The 13,755-nt window shown below is 61.8% G+C and carries 17 protein-coding genes; 14 read left to right on the top strand and 3 right to left on the bottom strand.

What is annotated here, in order from left to right; all coding sequences use genetic code 11:
* Nucleotides 1-115: 115 nt before the first annotated feature.
* Together C9411_RS02940 and fliE are read right to left on the bottom strand one after the other, a co-directional pair.
* Nucleotides 116-316: a hypothetical protein gene (locus C9411_RS02940; protein WP_063990253.1), complete on the bottom strand. Its 201-nt coding sequence runs from the start codon at nt 314-316 to the stop codon at nt 116-118.
* Nucleotides 317-396: 80 nt separating this feature from the next.
* Entirely contained in the window at nt 397-711 is a 315-nt protein-coding gene (fliE, locus tag C9411_RS02945; RefSeq protein ID WP_004934773.1) for a flagellar hook-basal body complex protein FliE, read from the bottom strand.
* Between the two features lie 314 nt (nt 712-1,025).
* On the opposite strand from fliE, the gene fliF reads away from it, so the two are divergent.
* The 14 genes from fliF (at nt 1,026) to sra (ending at nt 12,518) form a co-directional block, all read left to right on the top strand.
* Nucleotides 1,026-2,726, top strand: a complete 1,701-nt coding sequence (fliF, locus tag C9411_RS02950) for a flagellar basal-body MS-ring/collar protein FliF (RefSeq protein WP_107226376.1) — start codon at nt 1,026-1,028, stop codon at nt 2,724-2,726.
* The gene (gene fliG, locus C9411_RS02955) at nt 2,723-3,715 is read left to right on the top strand and encodes a flagellar motor switch protein FliG (protein WP_060420814.1); all 993 of its coding nucleotides are present in this window, start codon (nt 2,723-2,725) and stop codon (nt 3,713-3,715) included. Before fliF ends, fliG begins: the two co-directional genes overlap by 4 nt.
* A complete protein-coding gene (fliH, locus tag C9411_RS02960; protein WP_107226377.1) occupies nt 3,708-4,412 on the top strand; it encodes a flagellar assembly protein FliH in 705 nt (234 codons plus the stop codon). The genes fliG and fliH overlap by 8 nt, the downstream gene beginning before the upstream one ends.
* Complete coding sequence (gene fliI / locus C9411_RS02965) at nt 4,412-5,773, top strand: flagellar protein export ATPase FliI (RefSeq protein ID WP_004934781.1); 1,362 nt, start codon at nt 4,412-4,414, stop codon at nt 5,771-5,773. Before fliH ends, fliI begins: the two co-directional genes overlap by 1 nt.
* Before the next feature lie 21 nt (nt 5,774-5,794).
* Nucleotides 5,795-6,241, top strand: coding sequence for a flagellar export protein FliJ (gene fliJ / locus C9411_RS02970; RefSeq protein WP_033634978.1), 447 nt, complete (start codon nt 5,795-5,797; stop codon nt 6,239-6,241).
* The gene (locus tag C9411_RS02975; RefSeq protein ID WP_107226378.1) at nt 6,238-7,458 is read left to right on the top strand and encodes a flagellar hook-length control protein FliK; all 1,221 of its coding nucleotides are present in this window, start codon (nt 6,238-6,240) and stop codon (nt 7,456-7,458) included. The genes fliJ and C9411_RS02975 overlap by 4 nt, the downstream gene beginning before the upstream one ends.
* Before the next feature lie 437 nt (nt 7,459-7,895).
* Complete coding sequence (fliL, locus tag C9411_RS02980) at nt 7,896-8,381, top strand: flagellar basal body-associated protein FliL (RefSeq protein WP_004934797.1); 486 nt, start codon at nt 7,896-7,898, stop codon at nt 8,379-8,381.
* Between the two features lie 5 nt (nt 8,382-8,386).
* Entirely contained in the window at nt 8,387-9,391 is a 1,005-nt protein-coding gene (gene fliM, locus C9411_RS02985) for a flagellar motor switch protein FliM (RefSeq protein WP_025303254.1), read from the top strand.
* Nucleotides 9,384-9,800: a flagellar motor switch protein FliN gene (gene fliN, locus C9411_RS02990; RefSeq protein WP_038876868.1), complete on the top strand. Its 417-nt coding sequence runs from the start codon at nt 9,384-9,386 to the stop codon at nt 9,798-9,800. Before fliM ends, fliN begins: the two co-directional genes overlap by 8 nt.
* Nucleotides 9,800-10,204, top strand: coding sequence for a flagellar biosynthetic protein FliO (gene fliO, locus C9411_RS02995; RefSeq protein WP_063990257.1), 405 nt, complete (start codon nt 9,800-9,802; stop codon nt 10,202-10,204). Before fliN ends, fliO begins: the two co-directional genes overlap by 1 nt.
* Nucleotides 10,201-10,962: a flagellar type III secretion system pore protein FliP gene (gene fliP, locus C9411_RS03000; protein WP_025303257.1), complete on the top strand. Its 762-nt coding sequence runs from the start codon at nt 10,201-10,203 to the stop codon at nt 10,960-10,962. The genes fliO and fliP overlap by 4 nt, the downstream gene beginning before the upstream one ends.
* 21 nt (nt 10,963-10,983) lie before the next feature.
* Nucleotides 10,984-11,253 carry a flagellar biosynthesis protein FliQ gene (fliQ, locus tag C9411_RS03005; protein WP_004934803.1) on the top strand — a complete coding sequence of 90 codons (270 nt, stop codon included), beginning with the start codon at nt 10,984-10,986 and terminating at the stop codon, nt 11,251-11,253.
* Nucleotides 11,254-11,255: 2 nt separating this feature from the next.
* Complete coding sequence (gene fliR / locus C9411_RS03010; protein ID WP_004934804.1) at nt 11,256-12,038, top strand: flagellar biosynthetic protein FliR; 783 nt, start codon at nt 11,256-11,258, stop codon at nt 12,036-12,038.
* Nucleotides 12,039-12,383: 345 nt separating this feature from the next.
* Nucleotides 12,384-12,518: a stationary-phase-induced ribosome-associated protein gene (gene sra, locus C9411_RS25785; protein WP_175089935.1), complete on the top strand. Its 135-nt coding sequence runs from the start codon at nt 12,384-12,386 to the stop codon at nt 12,516-12,518.
* A 273-nt stretch (nt 12,519-12,791) separates the two neighbouring features.
* On the opposite strand, the gene flgL is transcribed toward sra, so the two are convergent.
* A complete protein-coding gene (gene flgL / locus C9411_RS03015; RefSeq protein WP_107226379.1) occupies nt 12,792-13,751 on the bottom strand; it encodes a flagellar hook-associated protein FlgL in 960 nt (319 codons plus the stop codon).
* Nucleotides 13,752-13,755: the final 4 nt, after the last annotated feature.

The raw sequence follows: 13,755 nt of genomic DNA on the forward strand, positions 1-13,755 counted from the left end.
GTTGACGTCACCCAGAACGGGCGTCGACGCACCTACATCACATAAAGTTTTATCGCACTTTGAGCCAGCTATTTCGATAGCTGGTTTTTTTTGTTCATCGGCTGGGGTCTCGGCGTCAGTATTGCCGGGCGACGCGTTTCATTTCTCGCTCACCGGGTGACTGCGTTTTCACGGACAGCGGCGCGACAAACGCTTTCCATTCCTTGCCGGCTTCCTGATGAGCCGCGTTTTTTTGGGCCGATGAATCATCATCGTTTTGCCCGGCGCATCCTGACAGCGCCATGATGCCCAGAGCAAGACACAGCGATTTGCACATCATCCTATCCTGATAAATAACCGTCGCTATAGGGTAACAGCGCCGGCCCAAATGTCACTGCAAAATGAGCGGCATGCTCATCACACCGGCATATTCATGATGTCCTGGTAGGCCGCCACCAGCTTGTTGCGCACCTGCACGCCCAGCTGCAGCGAGACCGACGATTTCTGCAGATCGACCATCACATCGTTCAGGCTGATGCCCGGCGCGCCCAGTTCAAAATCCTGCGCCTGTTTGCGCGCCGTTTGCTGGGTCTCGCTGATCTTGCCGAGCGCCGCGGTCAGTTCGCTGGCGAAGCTGACGCCCTGCGGCGCCGCATTTTGCCCCATCTTGCCGGCCTGAACCGCCATGGTCTGCATCTGCTGCAGTACCCCTTCAATGCCCTGAATCGCCATCTGATCCTCAATCATCTCGTCTCGCCGGGTGACGTTTCACCCTGCACTTCTCCAATGATGCACACCCTAGCACAGCGTTTTCAGACCTAAAGCGGCTAATTAACTGCAAAAAACCCGGCTTATCGGGCAATCGGAATCGTCTGATAAGGCGAATAATGGCCTGCCCAGAAATGGGAGCGCCGCTATTTAGAAGATATGTGTATCAGGGAGTCTGTTTTGTCACACAACGCTAACCATACCGTTCATCAGCCTGGCAGGGAGCTGCTCAGCGGCCCATACGGGATCGTGAGCGCCATTGAAGGACGAGACCTAAAATGAGTGCTTCGATAACCGCCGGCGAAAGCCGCGACAACGGCCTGCAGGCCATCTGGAATCGTCTGCGCGCCAACCCGAAAATTCCGTTGCTGGTCGCCGCTTCCGCCGCGATCGCGATCGTCGTCGCGCTGCTGTTGTGGGTGAAAAGCCCCGACTACCGCGTGCTGTACAGCAATCTGAACGACCGCGACGGTGGCGCCATCGTCACTCAACTGACGCAGATGAACATCCCTTACCGCTTTGCCGAAAATGGCGCGGCGCTGCTGATCCCGGCGGAAAAAGTGCATGAAACCCGTCTGCGTCTGGCGCAGCAAGGGCTGCCGAAGGGTGGCGCCGTCGGCTTCGAACTGCTGGATCAGGAAAAATTCGGCATCAGCCAGTTCAGCGAGCAGATCAACTACCAGCGCGCCCTTGAAGGCGAGCTGTCGCGCACTATCGAATCGCTGGGGCCGGTGCAAAACGCCCGCGTTCACCTGGCGCTGCCTAAACCTTCGCTGTTCGTGCGCGAACAGAAATCCCCTTCCGCGTCGGTGACGCTGACCCTGCAACCCGGCCGTGCGCTGGACGATGGCCAGATCAACGCCATCGTTTATATGGTGTCGAGCAGCGTCGCCGGCCTGCCGCCGGGCAACGTGACCGTGGTCGATCAGGCCGGTCGCCTGCTGACGCAGTCCGACGGCACCGGGCGCGATCTCAACGCCTCGCAGCTGAAATACGCCAACGAAGTGGAAAACGGCTTCCAGCGCCGCATCGAAGCGATCCTCGCCCCGGTGGTCGGCAGCGCCAACGTGCGTGCGCAGGTCACGGCGCAGATTGACTTCGCCACTCGCGAACAAACCGATGAACAGTACCAACCGAACCAACAGCCGGACAAAGCCGCTATCCGCTCTCAGCAAACCAGCCTGAGCGAGCAGATCGGCGGGCCACCGGTAGGCGGCGTGCCGGGCGCACTGTCCAACCAACCAAGCGCGCCTGCCACGGCGCCGATTGAGACCGCCAAGCCGGCCACCGCGGCAGGCAACAATGCCAACGCCACCGCGCAAAACGCCGCGACCACCCGCAGCGCGGCGGCCAACGGCGTACCGCAAAATACCCGTCGCGACGCGACCACCAACTACGAGCTCGACCGCACCATTCGCCATACCCAGCAAAAAGCCGGCACCGTGCAGCGTTTGTCGGTCGCCGTGGTGGTCAACTATCTGGGCACCGATAAAGACGGCAAACCGCAGCCGATGAGCAAAGAGCAGCTGGCGCAGATCGAAGCGCTGGTGCGTGAAGCGATGGGCTACTCCAGCAGCCGTGGCGATACCCTGAACGTGGTCAACACGCCGTTTACCGACAGTCAGGTGACCGGTGGCGAACTGCCGTTCTGGCAAAGCCAGTCGTTTATCGATCGCCTGATCGACGCGGGCCGCTATCTGCTGGTGCTGCTGGTGGCCTGGTTGCTGTGGCGCAAACTGGTGCGGCCGCAGCTGCAACAGCGCCAGGCGGCGCAACAGGCCGCCGTCGCCGCCGCCAACGCCCCTGCCGCCAAAGCGGTCGACAGCAGCAAACCGAGCAACGAGGAGCTGGCGCAGCGTCGTAAATCGCAGCAGCGCGTCAGCGCAGAAGTCCAGAGCCAGCGGATCCGCGATCTGGCTGACAAAGACCCACGCGTGGTCGCTCTGGTAATCCGCCAATGGATGAGTAACGAGATATGAGCCTGACCGGAACCGACAAAAGCGCCATCCTGCTGATGACGCTGGGTGAAGATCGTGCGGCGGAGGTGTTCAAGCACCTCTCCTCGCGCGAAGTACAGCTGCTGAGCGGCACCATGGCCGGCATGAGCCAGGTTTCGCACAAACAGCTCGGCGAAGTACTGACCGAGTTTGAAGACGACGCCGAGCAATACGCGGCGCTGAGCGTCAACGCCAGCGACTATCTGCGCTCGGTGCTGGTCAAGGCGCTGGGCGAAGAGCGCGCCGCCAGCCTGCTGGAAGACATTCTCGAATCGCGCGAGACCACCACCGGCATGGAAACGCTCAACTTTATGGAGCCGCAGAGCGCCGCCGATCTGATCCGCGACGAACACCCGCAGATCATCGCCACCATCCTGGTGCACCTCAAACGCGGCCAGGCGGCGGATATCCTGGCCCTGTTCGACGAACGCCTGCGCAACGACGTGATGCTGCGTATCGCCACCTTCGGCGGCGTGCAGCCGGCGGCGTTGGCGGAGCTGACCGAAGTGCTGAACAACCTGCTCGACGGCCAGAACCTCAAACGCAGCAAAATGGGCGGGGTGCGTACTGCCGCCGAGATCATCAACCTGATGAAAACCCAGCAGGAAGAGGCGGTCATCGACGCGATGCGCGAATACGACGGCGAGCTGGCGCAGAAGATCATCGACGAGATGTTCCTGTTCGAAAACCTGGTGGAAGTCGACGATCGCAGTATCCAACGCCTGCTGCAGGAAGTGGAAGGCGAGTCGCTGCTGATCGCGTTGAAAGGCGCCGAGCAGCCGCTGCGCGAGAAGTTCCTCAAGAACATGTCGCAACGCGCCGCCGACATCCTGCGCGACGATCTGGCCAACCGTGGGCCGGTGCGCATGTCGCAGGTGGAGAACGAGCAGAAAGCCATCCTGCTGGTGGTGAGACGCCTGGCGGAAAGCGGCGAAATGATCATCGGCGGCGGCGAGGACACCTATGTCTGATCGCATTAACACCCTGCCCTGGCAGCCCTGGTCGCTCAACGATTTGGGCGAACAGAAACCGGCGTTCGAACTGCCGCAGTTGCCGGATCTCGAACTTGACGATCCGTCGCCGGACGCACAGGCCGAATTGCAGCAGCAGTTGGCGACGCTGCGCCTGCAGGCGGAGCAACAGGGCCAGCAACTGGGCTATGCCGACGGCCAGCAAAAAGGCTATGAGGCCGGTTTCCAGTCCGGACTGGAGGAAGGCCGCCAGCAAGGGCTGCTGGAAGCACAGCAGCAGCAGCAGCCGCTGACTGCCCACTGGCAGCAGCTGGTCACCGAATTCCAGCACACGCTGGATGCGCTCGACAGCGTGATCGCCTCCCGACTGATGCAGCTGGCGCTGACCGCCGCCAAGCAGGTGCTGGGCCAACCGCCGGTGTGCGACGGCACCGCCCTGCTGGCGCAGATCCAACAGCTGATCCAGCAGGAGCCGATGTTCAACGGCAAGCCGCAGCTGCGGGTGCACCCGGACGACTACCCACGCGTCGAGCAACAGTTGGGGGTCACCCTCAGCCTGCACGGCTGGCGTCTGCTGGCGGACGGCGAACTGCATCCGGGCGGCTGCAAGGTCAGCGCCGAGGAAGGCGATCTCGACGCCAGCCTGGCAACGCGCTGGCATGAACTGTGCCGCCTGGCAGCACCGGGAGAAGTCTGATGACCGCGCGTCTCGGCCGCTGGCTGAGCTCTCTGGATACGCTGGAAAAGCGCATCGCCCGCGCGCCGACGGTGCGCCGCTACGGTCGCCTGACCCGCGCCACCGGACTGGTGCTGGAGGCCACCGGACTGCAGCTGCCGCTCGGCGCGACCTGCCTCATCGAACGGCACGACGCCGGTGAGGTGCAGGAAGTGGAAAGCGAAGTGGTCGGCTTCAACGGCCAGCGGCTGTTCCTGATGCCGCTGGAAGAAGTGGAAGGCATCGTGCCGGGCGCACGGGTTTACGCCCGCATCGCGCCGGAAGGCCAAAGCGCCGGCAAACAGCTGCCGCTCGGCCCGGCGCTGTTGGGACGGGTGCTGGACGGCAGCGCCAAACCGCTCGACGGTCTGCCTTCACCGGAAACCGGTTACCGGGCGCCGCTGATCACCGCGCCGTTCAACCCCTTGCAGCGCACGCCGATCGAGCAGGTGTTGGACGTGGGGGTGCGCACCATCAACGGCCTGCTGACCGTCGGTCGCGGCCAGCGCATGGGCCTGTTCGCCGGTTCCGGCGTCGGCAAGAGCGTGCTGCTCGGCATGATGGCCCGCTATACCCAGGCAGATGTGATCGTCGTTGGCCTGATCGGCGAGCGTGGCCGCGAGGTCAAAGACTTTATCGAGAACATTCTCGGCGCCGAAGGCCGGGCGCGATCGGTGGTGATCGCCGCGCCGGCCGACGTGTCGCCGCTGCTGCGCATGCAGGGAGCGGCCTACGCCACCCGCATCGCCGAAGATTTCCGCGATCGCGGGCAGCATGTGTTGCTGATCATGGACTCCCTCACCCGCTACGCCATGGCGCAGCGTGAGATCGCCCTGGCCATCGGCGAGCCGCCGGCGACCAAAGGCTATCCGCCGTCGGTCTTCGCCAAGCTGCCTGCGCTGGTGGAACGCGCAGGCAACGGCATCAGCGGCGGCGGTTCCATCACCGCCTTCTACACCGTGTTGACCGAAGGGGACGATCAGCAAGACCCGATCGCCGACTCGGCGCGCGCGATTCTCGATGGCCACGTGGTGCTGTCCCGGCGCCTGGCGGAGGCCGGCCACTACCCGGCGATCGACATCGAAGCGTCGATCAGCCGCGCCATGACGTCGCTGATCGACGAAGAGCATTACCGCCGGGTGCGCACCTTCAAACAGATGCTGGCCAGCTATCAGCGCAACCGCGATCTGATCAGCGTCGGCGCCTACGCGGCAGGCAGCGATCCGTTGCTGGACAAAGCGATGACGCTGTATCCGCAGATGGAAGCCTACCTGCAGCAGGGCATCTTTGAACGCAGCGGCTATGACGAAGCCTGTCAACAGCTGCAGCAGTTGATTGTTTAACGTCACCAGAGGCGCAGAGCGATGAAATCACAATCCCCCCTGATTACCCTGCGCGATCTGGCGCAGGATGCGGTGGAACAGGCCGCGCAACAGCTGGGCCAGGTACGGCAGGCGCAGCAGGCGGCAGAACAGCAGCTGTCGATGCTGCTCAACTATCAGGACGAATACCGCCAGAAGCTGAATCATACGCTCTGCGACGGCATGGACAGCTCACGCTGGCAAAACTACCAGCAGTTTATCGGCACGCTGGAACAGGCCATCGACCAGCACCGCCAGCAGCTGCTGCAGTGGGGGCAGAAAGTGGATCATGCGGTGAAGCAATGGCAAGACAAACAACAGCGGCTGAACGCTTTCGAGACCCTGCATACCCGCGCCATGACGGCGGAGCAGCAGCAGGAGAACAAACGGGATCAAAAACTGATGGATGAGTTCGCTCAACGCAGTGCACAAAGGAATATCAACCCATGAATCTGAACGCCCTGCCCGGTCTGGTCTTACCCGGCGACGCCGGCGGCCTGGCCGAACTGACGTCGGCGCTGGATGAGAGCCAGCTGTCGTCCGCTTTCGCCCAGCTGCTCGGCGCCCGTTTCGCGCCCGCGATCGACGGCAAACAGCCACCGGTCGCGCTGAACACAGACGATGAACACGCCCCGGCCCTGAGCCGCAACCAGCTCAATCAACTGCTGGCCACCTTCGGCGAGCGCGGCGGTCTGCTGCAGAACCCGACAACCTCAGCCGACGCGCTTTCACCTGAAGATACCGAGGGCGACGCGCCCGTCGCCGGCGATAAACCGGCGCAGACGCCGATCGCCGCCGCCAAAGAGCTGGATGCCGCAACGCTGCAGGCGCTTTACGCCATGCTGCCGGCCGCGATCGTCGCCCAGGCGCAACCGGCGGACGGGCAACGGCCGCTGCCGGAGGAAAGCGCTGACGAGGCGACTGCGCTGCAGCCCGGCAACGGCCTGCTGAACATCGCGGCGGCCGGTGATAAAACCGCTGCGCGCGCGTCGGCCTCTCCTGCTCCGTCGTTGACGGGCGCGAAATCGCCGGCTACCGACGGCGATAATGCCAAGGCGGCGCTACCGCAACCAACCAACGGCGAACGCGCAAGCACCGCACAACCGCTGCCGGCAAGCGATACGCAGCAGCCACCGACGTTCAACCACGCCGTCGCCCTGGCCGCCGCCAGCCCGACGCAAACGGCCGCCCCGGCCAGCGCACTGGTGACCGCACCGCCTGCGCCGCAGCTCAACGCGCAGCTGGGCAGCCCGGAGTGGCAGCAGGCGTTGAACCAACAGGTGCTGATGTTCCACCGCAACGGCCAGCAGAGCGCCGAGCTGCGCCTGCACCCGCAGGAGTTGGGCGCCCTGCAGATCACGCTAAAACTGGACGATCAGCAGGCGCAACTGCACATCGCCTCCGCTCACGGCCAGGTGCGTGCGGCGGTGGAAGCGGCGATGCCGCAGCTGCGTCACGCGTTGGCGGAGAGCGGTATCAACCTGGGGCAAAGCAGCGTGGGCGGCGAGTCCACCCCGCAATGGCAGCAGCAGGCTTCCAACGGCCAGGGTCGTTCCAACTATGCTGAACATCATGGCGGTGATGGCGCAGCCGCCGAGGGCGTCAGCGCACCGGTGACGCTGCAGCGTATGGCCAGTGCGGTCAACGGCGTCGATATTTTCGCCTGAGCCGCCGCAAACGCCCAAGCTGGCACCCATTTGCGCGTCTATTCAGGCTATTGCACGCCGCGATAGACGCGATAATACCTTTACCCGTCATACTTGAAGCTGCATCTTTGTTGGCTGCATTTGCGCGCCCCAGTCACATAGTTACCTATGCTCCTGGGGACTTACAAATTTGCCGCCGCGATGCAGCCCCAATTATTTTGGGTAAATTATGTCGTGCGTGCGGCTTTATACGCGCTATGTACCCGATATCCGCGAGATACTCGGTTGCAGCTTGAAATATCAAGTATATATGCCCTATGGATTTCAAGTTGCAGCTAGGCGGCCAGCGCATGAGTCCCCAGGAGCTTACTCAAGTAAGTGACTGGGGTAAGTGCGTGCAGCCAACAACGCTGCGGCTTGAAAGACGACGGGTATAACAACAGGAATTAGATTTCGCTATGTCTCAGAACTCCCTTCCGGCAGCACCGAAACGCCCCCTTCTGGTCATCCTGCTGGTCTTGATCAGCGTCGTCGCCTGTGGCGCCGCGGGCTACAGCTGGTGGCTGCTGCAACAGCATAAAAACGGCGCCGAACCGGCCGCCGCCAAACAGCAACCGCCGGCCGCGCCGGTGTTCATGCCGCTCGACACCTTTACCGTCAACCTGGTGACGCCGGACAACAACCCGGATCGCGTGCTGTACATCGGCCTCACGCTGCGTCTGCCGGACGAAAGTACCCGCCGCCAGCTGAACGATTTTCTGCCGGAAGTGCGTAGCCGTCTGCTGATGCTGCTCTCCCGCCAGGAAGCGAGCCAGCTGGCCAATGAGCAAGGGAAGCAACAGTTGGTGGCGCAGATTAAGGACGTGCTCAGCCCACCACTGGTTAAGGGACAACCGAAGCAGGTGGTCAGCGACGTGCTGTTCACCGCCTTCATACTGCGGTAATCACTATGGGCGATAGCATTCTTTCACAGGCAGAGATCGACGCCTTGCTCAACGGCGACAGCGCGGGTGATGAACCCGAAGCGATAGTCGGCAAAGAGAGCGAGGTCAAGCCTTACGATCCGAACACCCAGCGCCGCGTGGTGCGCGAGCGTCTGCACGCGCTGGAAATCATCAACGAACGTTTTGCCCGGCAGTTCCGCATGGGATTGTTCAACCTGCTGCGCCGCAGCCCGGACATTACCGTCGGCCCGATCAAAATCCAGCCGTATCACGAGTTCGCCCGCAACCTGCCGGTGCCGACCAACCTGAACCTGGTGCATCTGAACCCGCTGCGCGGCACCGCCCTGTTCGTGTTCGCGCCGAGCCTGGTGTTCATTGCCGTCGATAACCTGTTCGGCGGCGACGGCCGCTTCCCGACCAAGGTCGAAGGCCGCGAGTTCACCCCGACCGAACAGCGGGTGATCAAGCGCATGCTGCGCCTGGCGCTGGACGCCTACGGCGACGCCTGGAGCGCCATCTACAAGATCGACGTAGAGTACGTGCGCGCCGAAATGCAGGTGAAGTTTACCAACATCACCACTTCGCCGAACGACATCGTGGTCACCACGCCGTTCCAGGTGGAGATCGGCGCGCTGACCGGCGAGTTCAACATCTGCATTCCGTTCGCGATGATTGAGCCGCTGCGCGAGCTGCTGACCAACCCGCCGCTGGAAAACTCGCGGCAGGAAGACAGCCATTGGCGCGAAACCCTGGTGAAGCAGGTGCAACACTCCGAACTGGAGCTGATCGCCAACTTCGTCGATATCCCGATGCGGCTGTCGAAAGTCCTGAAGCTGCAGCCGGGCGATGTATTACCGATAGACAAGCCGGAACGCCTGATCGCCCATGTGGACGGCGTACCGGTTCTGACCAGCCAATACGGCACGTTGAATGGGCAATATGCCCTGCGTGTTGAACATTTGATTAACCCTATTTTGAATGCTCTGAGTGAGGAACAGCCCAATGAGTGATCCTAAGCAACCGTCTGGCGAAGGAAAGGAATCCGTAGACGATCTGTGGGCTGATGCGTTTAACGAGCAGCAGTCGACAGAGAAATCCGGCGCGAGCACCGAAGGGGTGTTCAAGTCGCTGGAAGCTCAGGATGCGCTCGGCAGCCTGCAGGATATCGACCTGATCCTGGATATTCCGGTCAAGCTGACCGTGGAACTGGGGCGCACCAAGATGACCATCAAAGAGCTGTTGCGCCTGTCGCAAGGCTCGGTGGTGGCGCTGGACGGCCTGGCCGGCGAGCCGCTGGACATCCTGATCAACGGTTACCTGATCGCACAAGGTGAAGTGGTGGTGGTGGCCGACAAGTTCGGCGTGCGCATCACCGACATCATCACCCCGTCCGAACGCATGCGTCGACTGAGCCGCTGATGACCGTCGCGGCGCCCGTTACCGTCCAAAGCAGCCAACCACCCGCCGCGCCGGCCTTGCCGGCCGGTTCGGTGTTGATGCAGGTCAGCAGCGCGCTCGGCGGCATTCTGCTGCTGATCCTGCTGGCCGGTTGGTTGTTCCGCCGGCTGGGCTTCGCCCCGCAGGCGCGCAACCACAAGCTGCTCAACCTGCGCGCCAGTTGCCAGGTCGGGCAGCGCGAGCGCGTGGTGGTGGTGGAAGTCGACGACACCTTGCTGGTATTGGGTGTCACCGCCCAGCAGATCACCCCGCTGCACACCCTGCCCGCCCCGCCGAAAGACGAGGGCGCGACCGACGCGGCGACGCCGGCGGACTTCCGCCAACTGATGCAAAAAGTTCTGAAACGCCCGGAAAAATCGGCATGACCTCGACTCTTCATACCCTCGTCCGCCGTCCGGCGGTTTGGCTCCCTGCCGCCCTGCTGTTCATCAGCCCGGCGGCTTTGGCGCAACTGCCGGGGCTGATCAGTCAGCCGCTGGCCAACGGCGGCCAAAGCTGGTCGCTGCCGGTGCAGACGCTGGTGCTGTTAACCTCGCTGACCTTCCTGCCGGCCATGCTGCTGATGATGACCAGCTTCACCCGCATCATCATCGTGCTCGGCCTGCTGCGCAACGCGCTGGGCACGCCGTCGGCGCCGCCGAACCAAGTGATGCTGGGGCTGGCGCTGTTCCTGACCTTCTTTATCATGTCGCCGGTGTTCGACAAGGTTTATCAGGACGCCTATCTGCCGTTCAGCCAGGACAAGATCGGGCTGGAGGTCGCGCTGGATAAAGGCGCGCAGCCGCTGCGCGAATTCATGCTGCGCCAAACGCGCGAAACCGATTTGGCGCTGTACGCCAGGCTGGCCAATCAGCCGCCGCTGGCCGGCCCGGAGGCGGTGCCGATGCGCATCCTGCTGCCCGCCTACGTCACCAGCGAACTGAAAACCGCCTTCCAGATCGGTTTTACAGTGTTCATTCCGTTCCTGATTATCGACCTGGTGGTCGCCAGCGTGCTGATGGCGCTGGGGATGATGATGGTGCCGCCGGCCACCATCTCGCTGCCGTTCAAGCTGATGCTGTTTGTGCTGGTCGATGGCTGGCAGCTGCTGCTCGGCTCGCTGGCGCAGAGCTTCTATTCGTAACCCCCGACCGGAGAACGCGAGATGACACCTGAATCGGTTATGGCGCTCGGCACCGAGGCGATGAAAGTGGCGCTGGCGCTGGCCGCCCCGCTGCTGCTGGCGGCGCTGATCAGCGGCCTGGTGGTCAGCCTGCTGCAGGCCGCCACCCAGATCAACGAAATGACGCTGTCGTTCATCCCCAAAATTCTGGCGGTGGTGGCCACCATCATCATCGCCGGCCCCTGGATGTTGAACCTGCTGCTGGACTACATGCGCACCCTGTTCAGCAACCTGCCCACCCTGATCGGCTGACCGTGCTCACCTTCGACAGCGCCCAGCTCACCGTCTGGCTCAGCCACTATTTTTGGCCGCTGCTGCGCATTCTGGCGCTGATCAGCACCGCGCCGATATTCAGCGAAAAGCAAATCAGCAAAAAGGTCAAAATCGGCCTTGGCGGGCTGATCGTCATTCTGATCGCGCCAACGCTGCCCGCCAGCAATATCCCGATCTTCTCCGCCGCCGGCCTGTGGCTGGCGATTCAACAGATTCTGATCGGCGTGGCGCTGGGATTGACCATGCAGTTTGCCTTCGCGGCGGTGCGCCTGGCGGGCGAAGTGATCGGCATGCAGATGGGCCTGTCGTTCGCCACCTTCTTCGATCCCAGCGGCGGCCCGAACATGCCGGTGCTGGCGCGCCTGCTCAACCTGCTGGCGATGCTGCTGTTCCTCAGCTTCGACGGCCATCTGTGGCTGATTTCGCTGCTGGCGGACAGCTTCCACACCCTGCCTGTCCAAACGCAGCCGCTGAACGGCAATGGCTTCCTGGTGCTGACCCAGGTCGGCTCGCTGATCTTCATCAACGGCATGATGCTGGCGCTGCCGCTGATCTGCCTGCTGTTGACGCTGAACATGGCGCTCGGCTTGCTCAACCGCATGACGCCGCAGCTGTCGGTCTTTGTGATCGGCTTCCCGGTCACCATGACCTTCGGCATTATGACGCTGGGCATGATGATGCCGATGCTGGCGCCGTTCTGCGAGCATCTGTTCGGTGAAATCTTCGACCGGCTGGCGGCGGTGATCGGCGGCATGACCTTCTAAGCCCCCTCCTTTCCCCCTTTTCCCCTGAGACAAAATGGCAATAAAAACGCTTTCCTGGGACAAAAGCCTGAGAAACGTCTTTTATCCGGATTAAGGTTCAAATGTCTCCGGCGGCTTGAATAAATAAAACCCCGACATAGAATAGACCCGGTAACAAAAAATATCGCCTGCATCTCCTTATTTTCCTGCAGCGATAAAGTACGTTTATCTTGAGCAAAAAATAAAAATAACGCAGTCACGCAGGGTTAAATGCGCGACAGATAACTTATACCTTGAATAAATGCGTCCGGCGCCTGCCGGCTGCAGGGCGCAGCATCGACCTTTACTAACCACAGGAGCGAGAAAATGATTAAAGCGAAAAGCAACCGCAAGGCGCGCCGGTTATTCGGTTTGACCCACTGGAAAAGCAACAAATTTAGCGTTTCTTTTACCGAGACGGCCGACGGCGGAAAATGGAAAGTGGTGAAGAAAAAGAAATAATACCGCTATTGAACATCAGGGAAATAATATCCCCTCACGATTTTTCCGCCGCTGAGTTCAATCATGCCGTTGCGCATTAAGCAGGGGTGACAATCTTATTATTTCTTTCCTGATGAAAAAAAGGCGCGTCGCCCAGTCAGTAGTGGGAGAACGAGCGACGCGCCAAACGAGTGCGCCCGGTTTCAAGAAGCCTCCCTCCCCGCGGGGCGGAGAGGGTATTTTCTAAGCGCACTAAAGGGAAACCCGTCGCGGTCAGGCAACGGGGTATTGCTCTTAACGATTCATCTGGAACAGCGACATGCCCTGCATATCGCTGAAGGTTTTATACGACGCCTGCAGCGCCGCCTGCTGCATGAAATAAGACGAGATAGACTCGGCCAGGTCGGCATCCGTCAACGCGCTCATCTGGACCTGGTTGGTCATGTCTCGCTCTTTGCCGATGCTGTCCAGCTGATCCATTTCCTGCAGCTGGCTGCCCAGCTCGGCGCGCACGCTCAGCACGTTGTTGTAAGAGTTGTCCAGGCCGCGGTTGGCTTTCGCCAGCGCATCGTTCACCTGCTGCTTGGTGGCCTCATCGGCGCCCTGCAGCGGGATTTTCAGCGCGTTCAGCGCGATATCGATACTCTCGAACACGTTGCTGACCGGCGCGCTGCCGTCCGGCTCGGGCTTCGGGTTGCTGGTCAACGACATGAACACCGCGTTGCCGGTATGGCCGATGGTCATGGTGCGGTTGGCGTCCACTTTCTGCTGAACCGTCTTGTCCCCGCCCTGATAACTGACGGTGCCGCTGTTGTCGACGAATGGCGCCTTGTCGTTCACATATCCGCCGAACATATAGCGGCCGTTGCCGTCGGTGCTGTTGGCCTGGTTCAGCAGCTGATCTTTCAGCCCCTGCAGCTGGGTGGCCAACGACTGACGGTCGTTATCGCTTTCCGTGCCGCCGGCGTTGACGATCAACGCCTTCATGTCCGCGATAGTGGACGTCGCGCCGGCCAAGACCGTTTCTTCCATCGACACGTTTTGGCGAGCGAAGGTGCGCGCCAGCGTGTATTGGCTGTTTTCCGCCTGCGACTGCGACAACATCACCGCGCGCGACGCCGCCAGCGGATCGTCGGACGGGTTGATCACCCGCTTGCCGGAGGAAAGCTGCTCGGCCGCCTTCATGAACAGCGACTGGTTGCCCGTGATGCCGTTCATGTTCTGTTGGTACATCATGCTGGTGCTCATGCGCATGCTG

The organism is Serratia sp. Nf2 (genome assembly GCF_003028435.1).
Classification (GTDB): domain Bacteria; phylum Pseudomonadota; class Gammaproteobacteria; order Enterobacterales; family Enterobacteriaceae; genus Serratia; species Serratia marcescens_L.

Excerpts from the sequence above, each read along its gene's own strand:
- fliO (WP_063990257.1), top strand. The coding sequence starts at position 9,800 with ATGACCGTCGCGGCGCCCGTTACCGTCCAAAGCAGCCAACCACCCGCC.
- fliL (WP_004934797.1), top strand. The coding sequence starts at position 7,896 with ATGTCTCAGAACTCCCTTCCGGCAGCACCGAAACGCCCCCTTCTGGTC.
- fliI (WP_004934781.1), top strand. The coding sequence starts at position 4,412 with ATGACCGCGCGTCTCGGCCGCTGGCTGAGCTCTCTGGATACGCTGGAA.
- fliN (WP_038876868.1), top strand. The coding sequence starts at position 9,384 with ATGAGTGATCCTAAGCAACCGTCTGGCGAAGGAAAGGAATCCGTAGAC.
- fliQ (WP_004934803.1), top strand. The coding sequence starts at position 10,984 with ATGACACCTGAATCGGTTATGGCGCTCGGCACCGAGGCGATGAAAGTG.
- flgL (WP_107226379.1), bottom strand. The coding sequence starts at position 13,751 with ATGCGCATGAGCACCAGCATGATGTACCAACAGAACATGAACGGCATC.
- fliG (WP_060420814.1), top strand. The coding sequence starts at position 2,723 with ATGAGCCTGACCGGAACCGACAAAAGCGCCATCCTGCTGATGACGCTG.
- fliJ (WP_033634978.1), top strand. The coding sequence starts at position 5,795 with ATGAAATCACAATCCCCCCTGATTACCCTGCGCGATCTGGCGCAGGAT.
- fliE (WP_004934773.1), bottom strand. The coding sequence starts at position 711 with ATGGCGATTCAGGGCATTGAAGGGGTACTGCAGCAGATGCAGACCATG.
- sra (WP_175089935.1), top strand. The coding sequence starts at position 12,384 with ATGATTAAAGCGAAAAGCAACCGCAAGGCGCGCCGGTTATTCGGTTTG.
- C9411_RS02975 (WP_107226378.1), top strand. The coding sequence starts at position 6,238 with ATGAATCTGAACGCCCTGCCCGGTCTGGTCTTACCCGGCGACGCCGGC.
- C9411_RS02940 (WP_063990253.1), bottom strand. The coding sequence starts at position 316 with ATGTGCAAATCGCTGTGTCTTGCTCTGGGCATCATGGCGCTGTCAGGA.
- fliH (WP_107226377.1), top strand. The coding sequence starts at position 3,708 with ATGTCTGATCGCATTAACACCCTGCCCTGGCAGCCCTGGTCGCTCAAC.
- fliP (WP_025303257.1), top strand. The coding sequence starts at position 10,201 with ATGACCTCGACTCTTCATACCCTCGTCCGCCGTCCGGCGGTTTGGCTC.
- fliF (WP_107226376.1), top strand. The coding sequence starts at position 1,026 with ATGAGTGCTTCGATAACCGCCGGCGAAAGCCGCGACAACGGCCTGCAG.
- fliM (WP_025303254.1), top strand. The coding sequence starts at position 8,387 with ATGGGCGATAGCATTCTTTCACAGGCAGAGATCGACGCCTTGCTCAAC.